Annotated in this window: 16 protein-coding genes; all 16 read left to right on the top strand. The window is 38.8% G+C overall.

Annotation, left to right across the window (positions count from 1 at the left end; all coding sequences use genetic code 11):
* Positions 1 to 13: 13 nt before the first annotated feature.
* The gene (gene fsa, locus KHY58_RS06120) at positions 14 to 658 is read left to right on the top strand and encodes a fructose-6-phosphate aldolase (RefSeq protein ID WP_058948504.1); all 645 of its coding nucleotides are present in this window, start codon (positions 14 to 16) and stop codon (positions 656 to 658) included.
* Positions 659 to 717: 59 nt separating this feature from the next.
* On the top strand, positions 718 to 1,680 hold the full coding sequence (glpX, locus tag KHY58_RS06115) for a class II fructose-bisphosphatase (RefSeq protein ID WP_004695442.1): 963 nt from the start codon (positions 718 to 720) through the stop codon (positions 1,678 to 1,680).
* Between the two features lie 201 nt (positions 1,681 to 1,881).
* Positions 1,882 to 3,147 carry a UDP-N-acetylglucosamine 1-carboxyvinyltransferase gene (gene murA / locus KHY58_RS06110; protein ID WP_278472520.1) on the top strand — a complete coding sequence of 422 codons (1,266 nt, stop codon included), beginning with the start codon at positions 1,882 to 1,884 and terminating at the stop codon, positions 3,145 to 3,147.
* Positions 3,128 to 4,513, top strand: coding sequence for a rod shape-determining protein (locus KHY58_RS06105; protein WP_012864056.1), 1,386 nt, complete (start codon positions 3,128 to 3,130; stop codon positions 4,511 to 4,513). The genes murA and KHY58_RS06105 overlap by 20 nt, the downstream gene beginning before the upstream one ends.
* A 227-nt stretch (positions 4,514 to 4,740) precedes the next feature.
* A complete protein-coding gene (locus tag KHY58_RS06100; protein WP_278472518.1) occupies positions 4,741 to 6,081 on the top strand; it encodes a phosphodiester glycosidase family protein in 1,341 nt (446 codons plus the stop codon).
* An 88-nt stretch (positions 6,082 to 6,169) separates the two neighbouring features.
* Complete coding sequence (locus KHY58_RS06095; RefSeq protein WP_004695449.1) at positions 6,170 to 6,454, top strand: biotin/lipoyl-containing protein; 285 nt, start codon at positions 6,170 to 6,172, stop codon at positions 6,452 to 6,454.
* Positions 6,455 to 6,466: 12 nt separating this feature from the next.
* Positions 6,467 to 8,449 (top strand): SpoIVB peptidase S55 domain-containing protein, encoded by a 1,983-nt coding sequence (locus KHY58_RS06090; protein ID WP_278472516.1) that lies wholly within the window; start codon positions 6,467 to 6,469, stop codon positions 8,447 to 8,449.
* 30 nt (positions 8,450 to 8,479) lie between these two features.
* Complete coding sequence (locus KHY58_RS06085) at positions 8,480 to 9,241, top strand: MlaE family ABC transporter permease (RefSeq protein ID WP_004695453.1); 762 nt, start codon at positions 8,480 to 8,482, stop codon at positions 9,239 to 9,241.
* A gap of 21 nt (positions 9,242 to 9,262) precedes the next feature.
* Positions 9,263 to 10,021: an ABC transporter ATP-binding protein gene (locus KHY58_RS06080; RefSeq protein WP_004695454.1), complete on the top strand. Its 759-nt coding sequence runs from the start codon at positions 9,263 to 9,265 to the stop codon at positions 10,019 to 10,021.
* Complete coding sequence (locus KHY58_RS06075) at positions 10,021 to 11,280, top strand: MlaD family protein (protein ID WP_024061015.1); 1,260 nt, start codon at positions 10,021 to 10,023, stop codon at positions 11,278 to 11,280. The genes KHY58_RS06080 and KHY58_RS06075 overlap by 1 nt, the downstream gene beginning before the upstream one ends.
* 42 nt (positions 11,281 to 11,322) lie before the next feature.
* A complete protein-coding gene (locus tag KHY58_RS06070; RefSeq protein WP_004695458.1) occupies positions 11,323 to 12,783 on the top strand; it encodes a TolC family protein in 1,461 nt (486 codons plus the stop codon).
* A gap of 179 nt (positions 12,784 to 12,962) precedes the next feature.
* Positions 12,963 to 17,252: a translocation/assembly module TamB domain-containing protein gene (locus tag KHY58_RS06065; protein ID WP_278472513.1), complete on the top strand. Its 4,290-nt coding sequence runs from the start codon at positions 12,963 to 12,965 to the stop codon at positions 17,250 to 17,252.
* Positions 17,253 to 17,428: 176 nt separating this feature from the next.
* On the top strand, positions 17,429 to 19,597 hold the full coding sequence (locus KHY58_RS06060; protein ID WP_004695462.1) for a BamA/OMP85 family outer membrane protein: 2,169 nt from the start codon (positions 17,429 to 17,431) through the stop codon (positions 19,595 to 19,597).
* Positions 19,598 to 19,703: 106 nt separating this feature from the next.
* A complete protein-coding gene (locus tag KHY58_RS06055) occupies positions 19,704 to 20,192 on the top strand; it encodes an OmpH family outer membrane protein (RefSeq protein ID WP_004695463.1) in 489 nt (162 codons plus the stop codon).
* A 29-nt stretch (positions 20,193 to 20,221) separates the two neighbouring features.
* Complete coding sequence (locus KHY58_RS06050) at positions 20,222 to 21,214, top strand: hypothetical protein (protein ID WP_278472510.1); 993 nt, start codon at positions 20,222 to 20,224, stop codon at positions 21,212 to 21,214.
* Between the two features lie 11 nt (positions 21,215 to 21,225).
* Complete coding sequence (locus tag KHY58_RS06045) at positions 21,226 to 21,753, top strand: OmpH family outer membrane protein (RefSeq protein WP_004695467.1); 528 nt, start codon at positions 21,226 to 21,228, stop codon at positions 21,751 to 21,753.
* Positions 21,754 to 21,779: the final 26 nt, after the last annotated feature.

Genomic DNA, 21,779 nt, shown 5'->3' with positions numbered 1-21,779 from the left:
GAGGGGGCATTTTATGAGATTCTTTATTGATACAGCAGAATTTGATGAGATTAAAGAGGCCTATGATTTTGGTTTTATTGATGGCGTAACTACAAACCCATCGCTTATCGTGAAAGCTAAACGCGATTTGAAACAAGTTATTTCTGAAATTGTAAACCTTGTTGATGGACCTGTTAGCGCAGAGGTTATTTCCTCTGATGCTGAAGGCATGGTGGCGGAAGCACATGACCTTGTGAAATTAGGCTCTAATGTGGTTATTAAAGTTCCTATGACTCCAGAAGGTCTTAAAGCCGTTGCTATTTTGAGCAAAGAAGGCATTAAAACGAATGTGACTTTGATTTTTTCTGCAAACCAAGCCTTATTAGCTGCTCGTGCAGGTGCAAGTTATGTGAGTCCATTTGTGGGTCGTATTGATGATATCAGCATGGATGGTCTTACATTGATTCAAGATATTACAGATATTTTCGCTATTCATGAAATTGAAACTGAAATTATTGCTGCAAGTGTGAGAACTCCGCTGCATATTATTCAATGTGCTAAAGCAGGTGCTCATATTGCAACTGTTCCATTTAAAGTACTCATGCAAGCTATGAAACATCCGTTGACTGATGCAGGACTTGCAAAATTTATGGAAGATTGGAAACAAGCTAATCAATAAGTTAGAGACTCTAGGTAAGAGTCATATCAATACATAGAGGACTTATAAGGAGGCCCATTATGGATCGTACATTATCTTTGGAATTTGCTCGTGTCGTTGAAGCCGCAGCTTTGCGTAGCGGTCGTTTGCTTGGCCGTGGGCAAAAGGATGCAGCCGATGGTCTTGCTGTAGATGCTATGCGTCAAGCGTTTGATTCTGTTCGCATTTCTGGTACTGTGGTTATCGGAGAAGGCGAAATTGATGAAGCTCCTATGCTTTATATCGGAGAACACGTAGGTGCTGGCGGACCAGAAGTAGATATCGCTGTTGATCCTATTGAAGGGACAAACTTGATTGCTAAAGGTCAAAATGGTGCTATTGCAGTTATGGCGATTGCAGAAAAAGGTGGCTTGTTACATGCACCGGATATGTACATGGAGAAACTTTGTGTTGGTCCTCGAGGTGCAGGTGCTATCGATATTACGAAATCTTTGACCGAAAATATCAAAAATGTAGCGGCTAAAATGGAACGTAATGTAGATGAAATCACGTTGGTTATGCTTGATCGTGAGCGTCATCAAGGCTTGATGAAAGAGGCTCGTGAAGTAGGGGCTCGTATTATGCTCATTTCTGATGGTGATGTTAATCCAGCTATGGAATGTTGTATCGAAGGTTCTGGGGTGCACATGGTTGTAGGTACTGGTGGTGCACCTGAAGGTGTATTAGCGGCTGCAGCCTTAAAATGTGTAGGCGGCGATATGCAAGCTCGCTTAAAACCAGAAACGGAAGAAGAAATTCGTCGTTGCCATGAAATGGGCATTGCCGATGTAAACCAAGTGCTCACATTAAATGATTTAGTTCGTACTGATGATGTTATTTTTGCGGCTACTGCCATTACACGTGGTAACTTATTAAATCCAATTCAATATTTCCCAGGTGGTGCGCGTACACATACTATTGTGATGCGGTCTAAAACTGGTACGGTTCGTTTCCTTGATACAGTGCATATGGATCATAAACTTAAAACATTAAAAGCTAAATAAGAATAAAGCCCTGAAATATACTCAAAAATTTGGCACAAATTTTTGAGATATATTCAGGGCTTTTTTTTCTTTGTATTTTCTCTCATTCTCTTGATGAGATATATCGAAAAATAGTATAATAACATTTAGTATATGACGTTATAAATACAAGGTCTTGTAGCTTATACAAGATGAACGATATAAAGTGTAGGAGGAATTCTGTTGGAAAAGTTAATCATTCAAGGTGGCAATCGATTGGAAGGACGTGTACGTGTTAGTAGTGCTAAAAATGCAGTACTCCCTATTATTGCCGGTACTTTGCTAGCATCAACGCCTAGTAAATTGCTTGAAATTCCAAATTTAGAAGATGTAGGCACGATTTGCCAAGTTATCGAGTCTTTGGGGGTTAAAATCGCTCGTAATAATGCAGATGGTGAAATTGTTTTTGATGCTTCTACATTGACTGCTACGGAAGCTCCTTATGAACTTGTACGTAAAATGCGTGCATCCTTCCTTGTCATGGGTCCACTTTTGGCTCGTAAAGGGGAGGCTAAAATCTCAATGCCTGGTGGATGTGCTATCGGTGCACGCCCCATTGATCTTCACTTAAAAGCATTTGAAGCATTAGGTGCAAAAATTGAAATTACTGAAGATTACGTATATGCTCATGCACCGGAAGGACTTAAAGGGACTCAAATTTATTTGGATTTTCCAAGTGTGGGGGCTACAGAGAATGTAATTATGGCTGCTTCTATGGCGAAAGGTAAAACCGTTATCGAAAATGCTGCAGAAGAGCCTGAAATTGTTGATTTAGCTACATTCTTAAATGCTATGGGTGCTAATATTCGCGGAGCTGGTACAAATGTGATTCGTATTGAAGGTGTACCTCAATTACACGGTGCTATTCATACAGTTATTCCTGACCGCATTGAAGCTGGTACATATTTAATCGCAGCTGCTATGGCAGGTGGTGATGTATTCGTAGAAAATGCATTGCCAGAACATCTAAAACCAGTAGTGGCTAAATTAAAGGAAGCTGGTGTAACAGTAGAGGAAGAAATCGACGGCATTCGCGTTATCAGTAGTGGTAAAGGTATTAAAGCTGTGGACATTAAAACATTGCCATACCCTGGATTCCCAACAGATATGCAAGCTCAATTTATGGCTCTTACTACGATTGCGGAAGGCACTAGTACAGTAACAGAAACTGTATTTGAAAATCGTTTTATGCATGTTGCTGAACTTCGTAAAATGGGGGCGCATATTGACATCGACAATCGTCAAGCTATTGTCGAAGGTATGCCAAGCTTACATGGGGCTATAGTAAATGCTACTGATTTGCGTGCTGGAGCGGCGCTTGTATGTGCTGCATTGACTGCAGAAGGTAGAACAGAAGTCGGTCGTTTACATCATATTGACCGAGGTTATGATGATTTTGTAGGTAAATTGCAAAGGTTAGGTGCTGATATTGTTCGGGTTGACGAATAAGAGTACACAGCCAAAACAAAATAAAAAGAAAAGAAGCCGGCGCTCTAAAGGGCCGGCTTTATACAACGAGCAACAGAACTTAGGTGCTGCAAAGGTTGAAAATTCGAAAGTGAGTACTACACGCAAACCATTGAGAAGGACAAAACGTAAGTCTACTAAGCTTTCAAATGGCGTGGCAAAGCAAGCTAATCATTTGGCCTCCAATATGCGTGAGACCATGATTAAAGTTACAAAAATGCGCCGTGCTGAACGACGTAGTCGTGAGACTGTAGCGATTGCTAAAACAACACCAGCCATGACATTAAAACGTTTAGTTCGACCTGAGCAAGTTGGGGATTTTATGAGTCGTTTAAATCGATCCTTAAACTTCGATTTGGGAATTGATTTAGGGACTGCAAATATCCTCATTTTTGCGAAGGGTAAAGGCTTGGTATTAGATGAACCTGCGTATATTGCACGGGATGATAAAACTGGTGATATTCTTGCTTTAGGTGAGGCTGCACGTTCTATGGTGGGCCGTACTCCAAAAGGGATTTCCGTCATCCGTCCAGTTCAAGCGGGCGTTATTGCAGATTATGATATGACAGAATTCATGTTGAAGTACTTTATTCGCTCCGTTGTACCTGCTTCTAGATTGATGAAGACGCGTATTATTGTATGTGTTCCGTCGGGCATTACACCAGTTGAAAAACGCGCTATTTTGGAAGCTTTACTCAGAACTGGTGCAAAAAAGACAGTCCTTATTGAAGAACCATTGGCTGCTGCTATGGGGACTGGTCTCAATGATGCTAAGCACGTAGGGGCGATGGTTGTCGATGTTGGCGGTGGCACTACGGATATTGCCGTTCTTTGTGATACGGGTGTAGTTGTAAGTGAATCACTTCGCATCGGTGGAGATTCTTTTAACGAATCTATTATTCGCTATATCCGTCGTAAGAAACGCTTGGTTATTGGTCCGCTAACAGCAGAGAAAATTAAAATTTCTGTAGGGACTGTGGATCGCCGTGCAAAGGAGCGCACGATTGAGGTACGAGGACGAGATTCAAGTTCTGGATTACCAAAGATGGTCGCGGTGAATTCTTTAGAGATTCAACGTGCTCTAGAAGCACAAGTGATGAATGTTTTGGAAGGCGTTAAGTCTATTCTAGAAAAAACTCCACCGGAACTTGTGGCCGCTATCAACGATCATGGTATTATTCTTACTGGTGGTGGCGCGCTCATCGATGGATTAGACCGTGTTATTACACGTTCTATTGGAATCGCGGCATACCTTGTAGAATCTCCAAGATATGCAGTAATTAAAGGTGTTGCAAAGGCTTTAGATGAAATGTCACAGCTTCGTGATACATTAGATGAGTTACAATAATATAGTTACAATAATATACCATGATGATGTAAGCTTAAATTGACGAGGTTATGGTCTACAGTTATTCTATTTTATGTATGGAGTATCTTTAGACTGTAACCTCGTTTTTCGTTTATTTTTTGAATTTTTCATCTTTATGCTGTATACTATAGTAAAAGTATATTGCGTAAAATTGATGTAATGATATAAGGCCATTATTATGGTTTATAGCTATAGAGGAATTAAAGATGAAACGATATCTGTATATGACTTTTGCTGTTTTAGGTCTACTGGGTAGTACCGTTCCTCATGCTGAGGCCGGTAATTTAACAGGGGTGCGCGTATCTAATCATGAAGGTACAAGCCGAATTGTTTTAGATGTATCTGAAATGCCTGTATCTTGGACTCAATCCTATAATGAAGAAACACATGCTCTTACATTGAACTTAGGGGGTACTACAAATGGTTTAACTGGCCCCATATCACAAAATGATAAAAAAACGGGAGTTCTTAAAGGCATTGGCTTACAACCGGTTAATGGGGCCTTACGAGTAACATTAACAGCGAATAAGGATGTACAACATCATGAGTTTGCATTAGAAAAGCCTTCGCGTATAGTAGTGGATTTATTTTCTGGCTATGCGCAACAGACTACAAAAGATGTAAATAAATCTGTAACGTATAGCAAAATTAATAACACCGTAGCTGAAGGGAAAATTCAAGCCTTTGCATTGGCCGTAGATAATGATTCACCTATGGTGGTGGCGCATGTTCCAGAAGGTAAACCATTATCTTCTGTTACTCAAGCTCATACAGCTATCATTGGAGCAAAGGTAAAAGGGGGCAGTTTTGAACGACCTTACTCAGTGGCGAGTGATGGAGCCATTGATTTAGAGCGTATTTCTAATCGTGGTACGTTACGATATACGCCTAATAGAGGATATTTTATAGAAGAGAAAAAACCTTTACTTCAAGCTAAAACAAAGAATGAGAGTTTTGTAATCACCTCCGTTGATACGGTTCGTAAAGAGAATGCCTTGACCCTTTATACGTCAACTTATGGTCCTTCTACAAAGACCAATGAATATGGTTATGAAGTGACTGTAGTTAATGGCAAGGTTATTAGTAAACAAAAGGGAAATTCTAAAATTGGGGAAAACCAATACGTATTGTCTGGTCATGGCGAATCTGGAAGTGCTTTACGTAAATTAAAAGTTGGAACACCTATTACGATTCAAAATAGAGAAGAACTTGCTCAAGTTAGTACTACCGGTGGAGCTAGTTTAGAAGTGGGCACTATGGTGATGAAAGGCGGTCGCTATGTAGGTGCTGATGAATCTAATAACAAAGGTCGTAGCTTCATTGGAACCACAAAGGAACACGATTTAGTTGTGCTAACAGTTGATAAATCCGAACTTCAATCTGTAGGTGTGACTCAAAAAGAAGGAGCTCAGTTATTGTCTAAATTAGGTGTTGTTGATGGCGCTGAATTATCAAATCAAGGTAGCATTGATATAGTTATCAATGATGATTATGTACACAAATCTTCTGCACCTATGAGTTATGAGGATATAGTAATTATAAAATAGATTCGTTGCATACAATTCTGTTTGAAATATTACTAATAATTTAGTATACTATAAATACATAACTAATTTTGTAAAAGGAGGGATCGTTATGAAAAGAGTAGTGTTAGCTTTAGCTGCATTAGGCATTTTAAGTGTTAGCTCTGTAATGGCGGCCCCTGTATCATACCAAAGTGTATTAACAGGTAAAGTTGCTTCTACAGTTTCTGTTGGTACTTCTGTAACAGAAGGCCAAACATTGGTGACTGTAGAGACATTGGCTGGTCCTATGGCTGCTGCTAAATCTACTGTAACTGGTACTGTAACGGCGGTTAATGTTACAGTGGGTTCAGACGTTTCTCGTGATCAAATCGTTGTCACTGTAGAAAGTAAATAAAGGAGAGAAGGAATGAAGTTTTCTCATTCTTGGCGTCGGTATAGAAAAGCGATACTGGCGCTTTTCTTCTGTACTTCACTTACAACTGCACAGGCTATTGATTTTATGCCTGTCAATGATGTAACAACAGGTATGGAAGGTATTGCAAAAACTGTAATCGTAGGGGATACTATTTCCACCTTTGATGTAAAGGTACTGGGTGTCATGAAGGATAAGGGACCATCTGGTCATCTTATTTTAGCCAAGTTTTCCGGACCCGTTATGGATCAAACTGGTGGCATTGCGCATGGTATGAGTGGTAGCCCTGTATATATAAATGGTAAACTTGTTGGGGCTGTTGCTTATGGCTGGGGGTTTGCGGATGGTACGATAGGTATGATTACTCCTATTGAGGATATGGTCAAACTATGGAATATACCATATGAGAAAAACTTATCTAAACCTTGGGATGATACACAATTGATTCCTTTAGGTACTCCACTTATGGCGTATGGCTTCGATGCGGCATCAATGGAATACTTTAAATCGAAGTTACCACAATATAAATATGAAACATATGACACCGCAAGTGCTAGTGGTGATGAAATTGCAAAACCTTTAGAAGCTGGTGGCTCGGTAGCGGCTTTGCTAGTTGATGGTGACCTTAAATTGGGCGCTATTGGTACTGTTACTCATGTAGATGGTGAAAAGGTTGTTGCCTTTGGTCATCCATTCTTAAAACATGGTTCTTCTAACTATTTTATGCACAATGCAAGTATCTTTACCGTTGTAAAAAGCTATAATGCTGCCTTTAAGCTTGGCTCTATGGGTAAAGAGATTGGTTCTGTTACTGAAGATAGAGGTGCCGGTATTGCAGGTGTATCAGGCGTGATTTCGCCAGGTATTCCATTGCGATTCCATTTAAAGGATATTGATATGGGCCGTGATAGAACTAGTTCCGTCAAGGTTATTGAAGATGGTGAAATGACACCAACTTTAGCAGCTACAGCCTTATACAATATGTTGAATAAAACATTGGATCGCAGTGGCTCTGGTACGGCTACAATTTCTTATACTATTACGCCAAAAGGGAAAGAACATAAGCCATTAACGCGGACAAATATGTTCTACAGCTCTGATTCCATTAGTGAAAAAGCAGTTGATGAATTTTATAATGTCATTGATGTTCTTATGAACAATCGATTCATCAACTATGAAATTTCGGATATTTCGGTTGAAACCAACGTAACGCAAGATAAGAAAACAGCAAAGCTTATCGATGCTTCTGCTTCGTCTACTGTAGTTTCTCCTGGGGATACTATCGTAGTAGATGTAACATTAGAGCCGTTCCGCGGTGAAAAGGTTATTAAACAAATTTTCTTTAAGGTACCTGAAGATCAAGCTATTGGTAAATATACCTTAGAGGTGCGTGGCGGTGGCGAGATTCCATTGCCATACGTATTGGAAAAACAGAAATATAATTTAACAGATGAAATTTTACGCCGTTTGAAAGTTCATAAAGATTTTGATGAGCTTTATGATGAAATTCAAAAGACAGATACAAATAATCAAATCGTTGTAGAATTTTTGGAAGATGGTATCAGCTTAGTTGATGAAGATGGCTCTCAATCTGTTAAAAAGGCTAAGCTTAAAGATGTGGAATTAAAACCTATGCCAGGGGATGTAAAGAAAAAAACAGGTCAAGAAGATTTGAGTTCTAGTAAGGATGATGAAAAGAAACCTGAAAAGACTGCTGTTGATACTGAGTACATTGTGCAAGGTGATGGTCAATTTACGATTCATGTAATGAAGCCTGCTGATCGGGATAAAGAATTAGCAAAACGTGTCAAAGAAGCGAAACATCAGATTAAGATGGAACGCAAGTTAGAATTGGAAGATCAATCTAAAAAAGATAAAACGGATAAAGCTGAGTCTAAAAAGGATTCTAAAAAAGAGTCGAAAGAAACCAATAAAAAAGATGAGGCTAATGCTGGTGGAACAAATACAGCTGAATAAGTTGAAACTGTAAGGGAAAGGGATAGACTGTTGAGTTGGCTAGAATCGATAGGTCGAGTCGTCATAAACGGCTTATCGCAGATGGGTAGTGCTACATTATTAGTGTGGCAAACAATAAAACAATTAAAAATGATTAATCTGTGGCATGTATTTCAACAGATGGCTCACTTAGGGGTAGACTCCTTGCCTATTATTAGCTTAACTCTACTCTTTGCTGGTGCCGTTATGACCTTACAGATTACAGATGTACTCATTACCTATGGTGCTCAAAGTACAGTAGGTGGCCTTATGGCTGTAGCTATGGGCCGTGAATTGGGTCCTATCTTAGTTGGTGTAGTATTAGCCGGCCGTGTTGGCGCAGCTATCACGGCTGAAATTGGTACAATGAAGGTAACAGAACAAATTGATGCCCTACGTGTTATGGCTGTTGATCCTGTTGGTTACCTCGTGGTACCACGTGTAGTAGCGTGTATGATTATGGTGCCAATTTTGGCATTTTATGGTGTTGTTATCGGTATTGCCGGTGGTTACTTTGTAGCCACTGTTATCAAGGGTTTGGCGCCTAGTACATATTTAGATTCTATTCAAATGTTTTCTACCATTTCAGATTTCACCTTAGGACTTATAAAGTCTAGTGTGTTTGGTGCTGTCATTGCATTGGTAGGTGCTTATAAGGGCATGGAAACTAAAATGGGCGCAGAAGCTGTTGGTTTTTCCACTACTAGTTCTGTAGTAACTAGTATTATTCTAGTATTTGTATTAAATTACTTTTTATCTACATTGTTATTTTAGTGGATATTTTTAGAGGGATTTATGATTGAACTACGCAATGTTGTAGTTGCCTACGAGTCACGTGTGATTTTAGACTCTGTTAATCTCACTATTAATGATGGGGAGACGTTAGTTATATTAGGCGGCAGTGGTAGTGGTAAAAGTACATTACTTCGCTTATTAATAGGTTTACAACGTCCTACATCAGGGCAGATTATCGTAGATGGCACAGATATAACTACATTATCTGAAGATGAATTTAATACGGTACGAAGAAAAATGGGGATGGTATTCCAATATTCAGCTTTGTTTGATTCTATGTCGGTAGGTGAGAACGTAGCTTTTGGTTTGCGTCAACATACGAAGTTAAAGGATGACGAAATCAAACGCATTGTGGCAGAAAGACTTGATTGGGTTGGTTTAAAGGGATATGAGTCCTATATGCCTAATGAGTTATCTGGTGGTATGAAAAAGCGGGTTAGCTTAGCTCGTGCTATAGCACTAGATCCGAGTTTAATTCTTTATGATGAACCTTCATCAGGGTTAGATCCTATTACATCAGGTACGATTAGTATGCTAATTAAGGGGATGCAGAATCGGCTTGGTTGTACTTCTATCGTGGTAACACATGATATGCAGTCAGCATTTTATGTTGCTGACCGCATAGCTTTACTCGATCAGGGGCATTTTGTAGAAATTTCTGATACAATAGAATTTAAGAATTCTACAAATAAGAAGGTACAACAATTTATTCATGGTGAAGCAGAGCCGATTAACGAATCTGCGATGGGAGATATATAATGAAGTGGACGACGGAGGCCAAGGTAGGGGCTTTTACAATAATAGGTATAGTTCTATTTATTGCAGGCATACTATTTGTAGGCCGTATCGATATTTGGGCTAAACCGCAAATGACAATTACAGGTGATTTCACTCAAGTAAATGGCCTAAAAAATGGGAATCAGGTTAAATTTTCCGGCGTGGCCATCGGGACTGTTTCTGATATTGAAATTACACCGCGTGGCGTTGTGGTTAAGATGAAACTTGATGAAAAAACGCAGATTCCAAGTGACTCAATCTTTTCCTTGGGGTCAGATGGTTTTTTAGGTGATAAATTTATTCAAATTTCACCAGGACAGTCTAAAGTATATTTACAAGATGGTGACTCCGTTAAAGGTGAAGGCGTTGATGCTGTGGATAAGGCCATGCAGAGTGCACAAAAATTAATGGATGGTACTGAGAAGATGCTACAGTCTATTAATAGTATTATTGGTGATCCTGCAACTCAAAGTGCACTTAAATATTCTTTGCAATCTACAGCTGTGATGGCTGATAATGCGGTAGCTATTACACAAAATATGGCGGATGTAACGGCTCAGCTAAATCAAGCAGCACAACAGTTTAATGCTGATGGTAATGCAGGCAATGATATGCGTGCTATTTTAACTAATTTAAAACAAACTACTGATCGTGTAGATAATATGGCTCGTACCATGGAATCAACTGTAACAGATCCTAAAGCACAAGAAAATATTAAGGAGACTTTACATAATACGGCACAGATTTCAGCTCGCATCAATAAACTGATGGGCGGAAAGGCGTACCAAACGGATGTAAATGGAAATAGTGTAGAGGTTGGTATGACTGAAAAAAAGTCATCTACCAAGATTGAACCATCTGTAGATTTGTTGTATAACACAACGGATAATGAATTCCGTGTCAATGGTAGAGTACGTGCCTTTAACAATAAAGGAATGGCTGAAATTGGCCTTTCTAATATGGGTGATGATACTACTTTTGATCTGAATGCAGGTCGATTTATTAGTTCTAAATGGTTAGTGCGTGGTGGTATTTTTGAAAGTGAATTGGGTCTTGGGGTGGATTATAACCTCCGTGGTCCTGTGTCCTTATCAGCCGCGCTATATGACCTTAATCATCGTAAATATCGTATTCGTAGTGATATACGTTTGCATAAAGATACCTATGGCGTTATTCAAATGACCAGACCGTTCAGTTCTACGAATGGAGGTACCTATTTCGGTATTAAACAAGTATTCTAATGACTAACACATTTACTCTATATGAGTATGGAGGTACATATTATGAATAAAAAGGTTCTTTCCTTAGGTGTAATGCTTTCTTTAGTTACTACTGGTGCATTCGCCGCTGATGTAGTAACTACATCCGTTAACAACGGAGACCAATTAAGCAAATATCAAAAAGAAGCTATTCAATTAACACAAAAGCAATTAGCAGAAAAATCTGTTTTAGACAGTAAAACCTATGAACGTACATTAGCTTTAAACGAAGCCCGTACGGTTGATTTAGCATTAGCTAATAATCGTACAGCTAAGCAAACTAAATGGGGTTATGAAGCTGCTAAATCTGCAGTAAGCCAAGTAGCAGCTGGTAAGAATCCAAGTGTTAGTTATGGTTGGAGTGCTCAAAAAACGGGCGGTGACACAGGTAGTGGCAAATCTGGTAGTCATAACTTCTCCATTAGTGCGCCTGTATTCAATCCACAACTCGATGCAAGCATTGATTCTGCACGTTATACTCGTGAAGGTACTGGTGCTAGCTATGAAGAGGCTTTACAACAAGCAAAATATGATGCTCTTAACGGTTATTATACATTGATTATGAGCCGTAATATGGTAGATGTAGCACAACAAGCTGTTAAAGATTATCAAGGTCATGTAACTAATGTAGAGGCACAGTATAATGTTGGTTTAGTGGCGAGCTCCGATGTATTGGCAGCTAAAACAAATCTTGATGATTCTCAAACATCTCTTGTAAAAGCGCAAAATGCTGCAAATTTAGCAGAGGCGAACTTAAATCAAGTTATTGCATACCCTGCACAAACAGCTATTACTACAGCAGAGCATGATTTACAATATAAACCATATAATGTAACCTTGGAGCAAGCGAAAGCATATGCTATGCTTCATCGTTCCGCTCTTGTTAAATCAGCTCTTGATGTAAAATCTGCGGAAGAAGCTGTAAAATCTGCTAAGGCGGGTTATTTGCCTACGGTTGCTGTAAAAGCTGGTCGTGGCTATGGTGATCCAGATGGTTACTTTGGTACAAGTACAAAGTCCTGGAGTGTTGGTGCTAGTGCTACTTGGAACTTATGGGATGGTGGTGCAACACAAAATGCTATTAAAAAAGCAAATGCACAACTTGAACAAGCAAAAGAAGCTAACTTGGCAACTGTTGATGCTGTATTGTTAGCCGTACAAAAAGCATACTTGAATTTACGAGCTGCTGAACAAACAATCCAAAGTACACAAACTGCAGTCGCACAAGGTCAAGAAAGTTTCCGTATTGCTACGCTTCGTTACCGTGCAGGTGTTGGTACGAACCTTGATGTACTTGATGCAGAAACTAAGTTGACAACAGCTCGTAATAACTATGTAGAAGCTCTTTACAATTACAATATTAGCATTGCGGCTCTTGAACAATTAACAGGCGTTCCATTGTCTACACCTGTAGGTCAAGGTGCTGAAGTTATCGCTAATAGTGGTGCTGTTGAACAATTGTCAAAACTAGGCGGCAATCAATAATATGATCTTTAAAAAGACGACTTCGGTCGTCTTTTTTTCTTGTAATGGACATTATAGACAATGAGTGTTCTTGATAGGTTTTATAAAATTCACTCTGAAAATACTATAGTTATTACTGTGTCTGTGGTAAGATTAGTATATATATTTATATTATTCATAATGTGTATGGGAGTATCATTATGACCCGTAAAAAGTGGCTCCTTATCGGTGCAGCGATTTTAGGTTTGTCTGGTATTGTTGGTGCCAGCATCAATCCTATGGCTCAAACTTACATTGCACCTATGGTTAAAGAACAAGTAAATAATGTCATAAACGGATCTATAGACTATGATTCTCTCCGAATTAATTGGAATGGTGATGTTGTTCTAACAGATGTGACTATCAAAGATAGAGATGGTCATTTAGTTGGAACTGCTCAAGAGGTAGCTGTAGGAGTTAAACTATCTTCTTTGCCGAAGATTGTCGGTGGCAACACATCAGGGGCTACGGCTATTTCTAGTGTAATCGTTGAGGCGCCAGATTTTCATATATGGCAACTAGCTGATGGGTCGTGGAGTATAACTAAGTTAGTAAAACCATCCGATCCAAATAAGTCGGGTACTTTTGATGGCTCTGTGACTGTTAATGATGGTCGCGTAGCGCTACGTACTAAAGATGGAATAAAGAGGAATGTAGAAAATCTTGATGGGACTATGGCGCTTGATATGAGTGGCATGTCTAAAGGTGCCTTTACTGCTGATGTAGATGGTTCCGCAATTACCTTGAATGGCAAAATTGATATGAACAATGTATCTAATTTTGATCTCTTTGTACAAGCTGATGAAATTGATACTGCTGGTATTATGAGTTTTGTTCCACTTCGTAAGGATCTATCTGTAACGAGTGGTAAGTTACAAGATTTACATTTAAATCTTAAAAGTGAAGATGGCAAATACATTATGAGTGGTAATGTAGGCTTTAAAGGTTTAACAGGCACTTATAAACGGGGTAATACAATTTATAATATTACCGATGGCACGGGTCGCATTATGCTTAATAATGATCAAATCATTATTAGTCGTAGTTCTTGGAGGGTAAATGATCAAGTAACAAAGATCAATGGCTTAGTTACACTAGGCAAAGATGAAGAGTATTTAAATCTTAATGTTGTGGCCGATAAAGTAGATTTAGAGGCGATAACAGACGTCGGTGTTTCTGGTATTGTAGGTGGGCGTGCACATATTGGTGGCACGACAGTAGCCCCTCGTGTAGATGCAACGATTGCTAGTGATGGTATTTCTTATAATGGTTACTATATTGATCGTTTACAAGGTGATATTGTATATGATAACGGTTTAGTTCGTACGGATGATGTGCGCCTATCAGTAGGCGAAGGTAGTGCAAAGGTTAAGGGCCAATATGTGGTTGATACAGGGGATTTTGATACTACTATAAAGATTCAAAATTTACCTTTAGGCACTTTCACAAAAGATATGATCTCACCGGTTACAGGTAATATCGATGGTGAGATGCGTATCTTAGGAAAAAATAATCAAGTTACAGATGTTGTAGGCTCTGTTGAAGGTCGCCAAATAGGCATTCGCGGTGTTGTAGTTGATACTGCAAAAGCTAACTTTACGCATGCTGATAATAGTACAAATATGACCGTTGTAGGCACTATAGGAGATGGGGCGCTAAGCGGATATGGCTATATCCAAAATGGTAATATAGATGCCACTATTTCCGGTAATGCATTGCCATTGACCGCACTAAGTCCTATTATTGGTCAAGATGTTGATGGCACCTTGAATACCTCTTTTGCGATACAAGGTACATTGGATAATCCAAATGTAATGGGCACTGTATGGGGGCAAGAGGTACATTATAAAGGGGCTCGATTCAATAATATCCATGGAGATATTAAGCTAGATAACCATATTCTCACTATCACCAATGGACATATTGGTGATGGCGATGGGGGCTATGATGTTAATGGTTGGTATAATCTTAATACAGATGTGTTAGATCTAAATGCCAAGGCTCGGGCTGCTCGTATTGAAAATGTGATTCGTACTGTTACAGATGTTCCTATTACAGGTTGGTTTGAAACAGACAATCATATTACAGGGACGGCTGCAAATCCGATTATAGAAGGTCGTGCTCATTTGTGGGATGGTTCTGCTTATGGCAAACTCGTGACCAATGCGTTTGCAAAATATAACTATCAGAATGATACATTAGAGCTTTATAGATTTGATATTGAAGGTTATGGTGCAACTATCACAGGTGGCGGTACAGTATCTAAAGAAGCAATTAATATTGATTTTGAAGGCAAAAAAATTGATATGGGCAGATTGCTCATTAATACGGATTACAAAGTTGATGGTTTGCTATCTGGTCGAGGACAAATTACTGGATCTGTGGATAACCCTCAATTCAATGGCTATATTTCATCCGATGCCTTATCAGTTAATGGGGAATTATTGAACGATATTCATGGTCGTGTTTATGCAGATAAATCGGTTGTAAATGTGCAAGATTTCACCTTTGCTGAAGCCGATGGTGGTCGCTACACTGCTAAAGGTGGTATGAAGTTTGATGATAGTAGACAACTATTTGGTGTATTAGATGTTACTAATGGTAGCGTAAAGAATTTGCTAACCTTGCTAGACCGGTCCAATGAACACATTGATGGCAAATTAAATGGTTCTGTTGAAATCGGAGGTACACGCGACAATCCAAGCGTTAATGTAACAGGCAAGATTAATGATGTAAGTATTGATGAAAAGATTGTTGGTGATGCAACTATCGATGCAAGTCTTGCTAATCGTAAATTCAAAGTTACAACTTTGAAACTGCCTGTTGATGAAGGTCTCATTGCAATAGGCGGTACGATGGATCTTGATGGTCAAGCGGACTTACAGGTTGCATTAAAGGATGTTGATATAGTACCGTTCTTGCCACTTATGGGTAAGGATATTCAAGCTACTGGTTGGGTGACTGGCGTTGTAAATATCACTGGGGAAACTAAGAATCCTAAAGTAGAATTATCCGGTGCTGTAGAGTCGGGGTCCTTTAATGGTGTTGGTATTGATGAAGGTTTTGTATTGGCTACAATGCAAGATCAAGTTATTCAGATTCAACGAATTCAAGGTGCCAAAAGTGGGTATAAGCTAAGTGTCTATGGTAAGATTCCATTAGCGGCAATCTTTACGTCTGGGTATATTCCAGCAAATGATAGCAAATCTATGGATGTAACTATTGATTTTAACGAAGCAGATATGGCTGTTATCCCTCTTCTTACAACTAGTGTTAAGGAGGCAACAGGTCCGTTAAAAGGCACGGTTCACATTACAGGCACTATTGATCAGCCTGAAGCATATGGTACTGTATCGGTACGTAATGGTACGATGAAATTGGCAAGTGTAGAAAATCAAATTACTGGTATTGATGGTGACTTAATTTTCTCTGGTCAACAAGGTGATTTCCAATCCCGTATTAATATGGGCAAAGGCTCAGCTGGTTTGGCTGCTAAAGTAAATTGGTCTGGACATACTCTTACTAATTACAAGGCGGCAGTTCAGCTAGAAGACTTAGAGGTTCGCAGTGAATATGTAAGAGGACCTTTGAATGGTGAACTTTATATTGCTGACCGAGATGGATTGCCGACCCTTATTGGTACTTTAAATCTTGAAAAGATTCAATTCAAAATTCCTCTTTCCTTACAATCTAGTGAAAGTACCAAAGATATGGGGGTGGATGTTACTGTTCATGCGGGTAAAGGTGTACGTTTATATGATCGCACCTTATACAACATGTTTATCAGTGGCGATGTTCATTTTGGTGGATCCTTACAAAATCCAACTGCTAGTGGTCAATTCGATGTTAGAAATGGCACGTTTAAGTATTTGAGCCATGTATTTAATATTACAAAAGGGAATGCTCATTTCGTAGGTGGCTCTTATTTACCAAACTTACAATTAGAGGCTGAAACAAATGTAAGTAATTACACTATTATGCTTGGCGTAAAAGGGACAGTGGATCATATGGACTTATCATTGTCCTCTAATCCTACATTGTCTAGAAAGCAAATCATTTCCATGTTGACCTTCGGCCGCGGTGCAGATTCAAATAGTAGTACTTTGACAAATGAAGATGTGAATGCTGTGGCTACAGCAGGGCTTCAAATGTTTGCTTTTGGCTATGTACAAGATGCATTACAAAATACACTTGGGTTAGACCGCATCAATATTACAACAGGGTCAATTGATCCCGATGAGCCAACTAATAGGGATACGGCAAGTAATTATAATATTGAAATCGGTAAATATGTATTACCGAGAGTCATGTTGACTTATTCTCAAGGTATTAATAACAAACAAAATAAATATGGTATAGAATATTCTGTTAAACGAAACCTTAAGTTCACGGGATGGCATACATCAAAAGGGAACAATTATATAGGTGGTCGTTGGACACGTAGCTTTTAAGAGTATGACTAGAATGTGTAAACCCCTTAGGTATGCACATTCTAGTCATATTAATTTCATAAAATTTGTTTAATATAGTACTCATTCCAAGCAATTTATGCTATAATGATAAAGATTTATTAGTCTTTATAAATAAGATGTAAACTCTTTATGGGGATGAGTTCTAGGAGGAATTTATGTTTAAACCAAAAGCTTATAAAAGTATGCTTGCAGCGTCCGTGTTGACCGCTGTCATGGGGACAGGCAGTGTATTTGCTGCTGAGGTACAAGCTGGCTATACTCCAGATTTAAATAGCACAACGACGACTAATGCTGCTACAACAAATGATGCAGCTACTACACAAGCTGTTTATAATGCTGATGCAACTACTACAACTATACAAGATGAAACTGATGCAGCTATCTTAGCTGCTCGTGGTGATACGACTATATCTAGTGACGGCACTGTAGTAAAAGGTTCTGATGGAACTGTTACAGTCAATAATGCTGCTTTAAAAACTGATGATAAACAAGTAAAAATGGTATCTAAAACTACTGGTGGTACTGATCTTGATAAGGCTGCTGAAAATGGCCAAACTCAAGCTGTTACAACAGTAGAAGCACAATATGTTACATCTGCTAGTGCAGAATCTGTTAATCCTTACGTAGGTAAATTGATTACCGGTTTATCTATATCTGGCGTTACAGCTGAACAGCAAGCAAATTTGTTGCCAATTTTAACTGAAAAAGTTGGCGATGCCGTATCTGTTGATGGCGTATTTAAAGATGTAACTAATCTTGGTAATACTGGTTACTTCTCCGAAGTAAATCCTGTATTCACTTCCGTGCCTGAAGGCGTAAAATTGGACTTTGCCGTAACAGTAAATCCAGTTACTACTGGCGTTTCCTTTGAAGGTAATACTGTATATTCCTCCGAAGTATTGACTAAGTTCATGGACATTCAACCAGGTCAAGTTCTTAACTCTGTATCCGTAGGGCAAAAAGTTCAAGGCATTAATGCTGCATATGCTCGCGATGGCTATATGTTAGCACATGTTGATGGTGTCCGTGTAGATGACCAAGGCGTACTTCATATACACATTGTTGAAGGTATCGTAGAAGATATCATTCCAGCAGGTAACAAGAAAACCCGCAATAAAGTTATTACTCGTGAATTTGTTCAAAAGAAAGGAAAACCTTTTAATAAATTCTTGGTACGTCGTTCTGTAGAACGCGTATATAACTTAGGTTTCTTTGATGACGTAAACGTTCGTATGTTGCCAGGTGAACAAGATCCAAATAATGTAATTATTGAAATCGATGTATTGGAACATAAGACTGGTACCATCACATTAGGTGCTGGTTACTCTAAATCTGATGGGTTGATGGGTATTGTTGAATTCGGTGAAGATAACTTCCGTGGTACTGGCGATAAATTTAAAGTTCACTGGGAAATCGGTGGTAAGAAAAAATATAAGAACTACCAAATCTCCTACTTGAAACCTTGGATCGATAGCAAAGGTACATCCCTTGGCTTCTCCTTCTTCAACCGCGAAGATGAATACACAGATTACAATGAAGATGGTAATGAAGTAGCAGAATACAATAAGAAATCTCGTGGTTTCAATATTTCCTTCGGTCGTCAAACTGGGGAATATACTCGTGATTACTTGACATTAGAATCCCGTAAAGATTCTTATAAATGGGATGATGATGATAGCTCTGGTTTCCGTTATGATAAAAATGCGGGTAAAGGTACAAACTGGGATAATGGTTCCTATAACTTCGCATCTGACAACTATGTAAAAAATAACTTCGGTCGCATTAACTCTGTAACATGGCAAAAAGTATACGATTCTCGCGATAATATCTATGAACCAACTCGTGGTCGTCGTATTTCCTATACTACACAATGGGCTGGTCATGGTTTGGGCGGTGACTTCGACTTCTACAAATTCACAGCTGAAACTCGTATGTACAAGAAATTGGGTGCTAAAAATGTATTGGCATTCCGTGCACGTGCTGGTTTCATCCAAGGTGATGCTCCTTATAGCCAATTGTTCACATTGGGCGGAGCTGATTCCTTACGTGGTTATGAAGATGATCAATTCCGTGGTAAGAAGATGTACAATGCTACATTGGAATTCCGTTTCCCAATTGTTAAGAAAGTTAGCGGTGTGTTATTCGGTGATATTGGTGATGCATGGGATGCACCAAATGTTACATGGTATAACAGCAAAAAATCCTTTAACTATGGCGTTGGTGCTGGTGTTCGTATTACAACTCCAATTGGTCCTGTTAAACTTGACTATGGCGTGGGTAAACACAAAAATAAATTCCACTTCAGCTTCGGTACACAATTCTAATATAGTAAATGTATATGGTGAAGGCCTCTTTTTAAAGAGGCTTTCACCAATATCTCTATATGGCATCCTTTGATGCAGTGATTTAAAGAAATGAGGGCACTCTATTATGATGCGAATGATGAACAACAAGGCGAATGTAAAGATTTTTTCCATCGTCATTGCTGCAATTTTTATTGTTGGTATTGGTGCGTTAGCTTATACGCAAATGGCTTCGCCTAGTAGTAATAGTGGGACTAGTACTATTGGGGTTATCGATACATCTCGTATGTTGTCTCAAGATAATCCAATTTATATCTCTGCAGCTCAAGAGTATATGAGCTATCAAAGCCAATTACAACAAGAAACGCAAGCTAAAATTGATGCAGCACAAGATGATGCTACTAAACAAAAAATCGCTGAAGAAGCGCGTCAAAACCTAGCTAAAAAAGATCAAGAAATTGCTAAATCCGTTCAAGATAAAGCTATGGAGGCTGCAAAAGCGGTTGGTGATGCTAAGGGTCTTAGCGTTGTTATGACTAAAGATACTGTACTATATGGCGGTGTTGACATTACAGATCAAGTATTGAAAAAACTAGCTACTGATGCAAAAAAATAAACTGTAGTTCTATGTAAGGGAGAACGACAATGAACGGGAAACAACGATATATAGGACTAGTCATATTTCTCGTTGCTGCAATAAGTGCTATGGTTTGGGCCTATGGTTTTGTAACAAATCGCCAACAGGGTCCTGATGGCATGTCAATAGGTGTTGTACGCATTGATGATGTACTAGAGTTTAATCCATCCTATGCGGATTATAAACAAGCCAAGAATGAACTGGAACTTTTACAACGTCAATATGAACTTGAACAACAAGCCTTAAATGCCAAGTCAGAGACACAAGATGAACAGTTGAAAACACTTGCACTGGATTCAACCTTGTCAGATGCTCTTACGGTAGAATTGCAAACTCGTATTGCAACAAAAGAAAATGAACTAAATCAGCAATTAAATTCGAAGCGCAATGAATTGACTCAAAAGTATTTAGCTGAGTTAAAGGTTAGTACTAATGAATATGATCTGGAAATCGTAAACCTTCAATTAGACTTATATGCCTATGATGCACGTGTATATATAGATGATGCACGTGTATATATAGATGATGCACAAAGGGTGGCGGCTATGGCTGAAAAGGCTAAAAAAGAAGAAAGATTAAAAGAATTATTAGCTAAGAGAAAACCGTCGGATTTCGATGTGGATTCAATTAAAGCAAAGGTACAGGCTGAGCTTGCTCCAATGCAACAAAAAGGGCAGGAAGAGCTCAATCAATACGCTGCATCCCTACAGAAGGAATTAGCTGAGAAACGTGACTCCATGGTGCAACAACAAGCACAAGCCATCATTGCTAATAATAATCTGCCTGTGGCGCAAGATTGGAATGATACATGGGCAAAAAAACTTTCAGATAAAGAAGCTGAAGTGAGTGCACTTCATGAGGCTATTTTAGAAGATGTTCGTATGCGCGTAACAATTATTGCTGAGGAACAACATTTAGATTTAGTCATCATCGATGATGGTGGTAATATTAAAGGGCTTGATATTACTGATGCAGTGAAGGCGTCTTATCGAGTTCAATAAGGAGTTATATTATGAATAAACGTATTAAATCTTTAGTATTAAGTGCAGCTTTAGTAGCTTCTATGGCTATCTTAGGTGGTTGTGGTTCTAACAATGTTGGCTATGTGGATAGCGTGAAAGTAGCAAATAGTACTGAAAAAGGTATTGAAATTACTAAAGAGATTAACGCTAAAAAAGCGGAATTAGATGCTAAAATTGCTGCTGCTGATGAAGCATCTAAACAAAATGTATTTAACCAAGCGAATCAAGAATTAAATGCCTTTGCAAATGCAAAAGCACAAGAATACCGTCAATATCAAGAACAAAAAATCAATGAACTTGTGAAAGAAAAAAAACTTGATGTTATTATTGAAAAAGGCGCTGTTGTTGGTGGTGGCTCTGATGTAACCGATGATTTGATCACAAAAATGGGTAAAGCTTCTGACGATCAAATCAAAGAAGTTGAAAATGCGGCTAAAGCCCAAGAGCAACAAGATGCTCAGCAAAATGCACAGCAAGCAGATCAAGCTACAACAAGTACAACTGAAGCTGCACAATAATTGAGGATTACCACAGGGGAGGGAGT

The sequence above is a fragment of the Veillonella parvula genome (genome assembly GCF_018366295.1).
Taxonomy (GTDB): domain Bacteria; phylum Bacillota; class Negativicutes; order Veillonellales; family Veillonellaceae; genus Veillonella; species Veillonella parvula_P.
This window is presented reverse-complemented; position numbering and strand designations above follow the sequence as displayed.

Coding starts and splice junctions, on each gene's coding strand:
- KHY58_RS06095 (WP_004695449.1), top strand. CDS start 6,170: ATGAAAAGAGTAGTGTTAGCTTTAGCTGCATTAGGCATTTTAAGTGTT.
- KHY58_RS06065 (WP_278472513.1), top strand. CDS start 12,963: ATGACCCGTAAAAAGTGGCTCCTTATCGGTGCAGCGATTTTAGGTTTG.
- KHY58_RS06075 (WP_024061015.1), top strand. CDS start 10,021: ATGAAGTGGACGACGGAGGCCAAGGTAGGGGCTTTTACAATAATAGGT.
- KHY58_RS06090 (WP_278472516.1), top strand. CDS start 6,467: ATGAAGTTTTCTCATTCTTGGCGTCGGTATAGAAAAGCGATACTGGCG.
- KHY58_RS06100 (WP_278472518.1), top strand. CDS start 4,741: ATGAAACGATATCTGTATATGACTTTTGCTGTTTTAGGTCTACTGGGT.
- KHY58_RS06055 (WP_004695463.1), top strand. CDS start 19,704: ATGATGCGAATGATGAACAACAAGGCGAATGTAAAGATTTTTTCCATC.
- KHY58_RS06080 (WP_004695454.1), top strand. CDS start 9,263: ATGATTGAACTACGCAATGTTGTAGTTGCCTACGAGTCACGTGTGATT.
- KHY58_RS06045 (WP_004695467.1), top strand. CDS start 21,226: ATGAATAAACGTATTAAATCTTTAGTATTAAGTGCAGCTTTAGTAGCT.
- KHY58_RS06060 (WP_004695462.1), top strand. CDS start 17,429: ATGTTTAAACCAAAAGCTTATAAAAGTATGCTTGCAGCGTCCGTGTTG.
- KHY58_RS06070 (WP_004695458.1), top strand. CDS start 11,323: ATGAATAAAAAGGTTCTTTCCTTAGGTGTAATGCTTTCTTTAGTTACT.
- fsa (WP_058948504.1), top strand. CDS start 14: ATGAGATTCTTTATTGATACAGCAGAATTTGATGAGATTAAAGAGGCC.
- KHY58_RS06050 (WP_278472510.1), top strand. CDS start 20,222: ATGAACGGGAAACAACGATATATAGGACTAGTCATATTTCTCGTTGCT.
- glpX (WP_004695442.1), top strand. CDS start 718: ATGGATCGTACATTATCTTTGGAATTTGCTCGTGTCGTTGAAGCCGCA.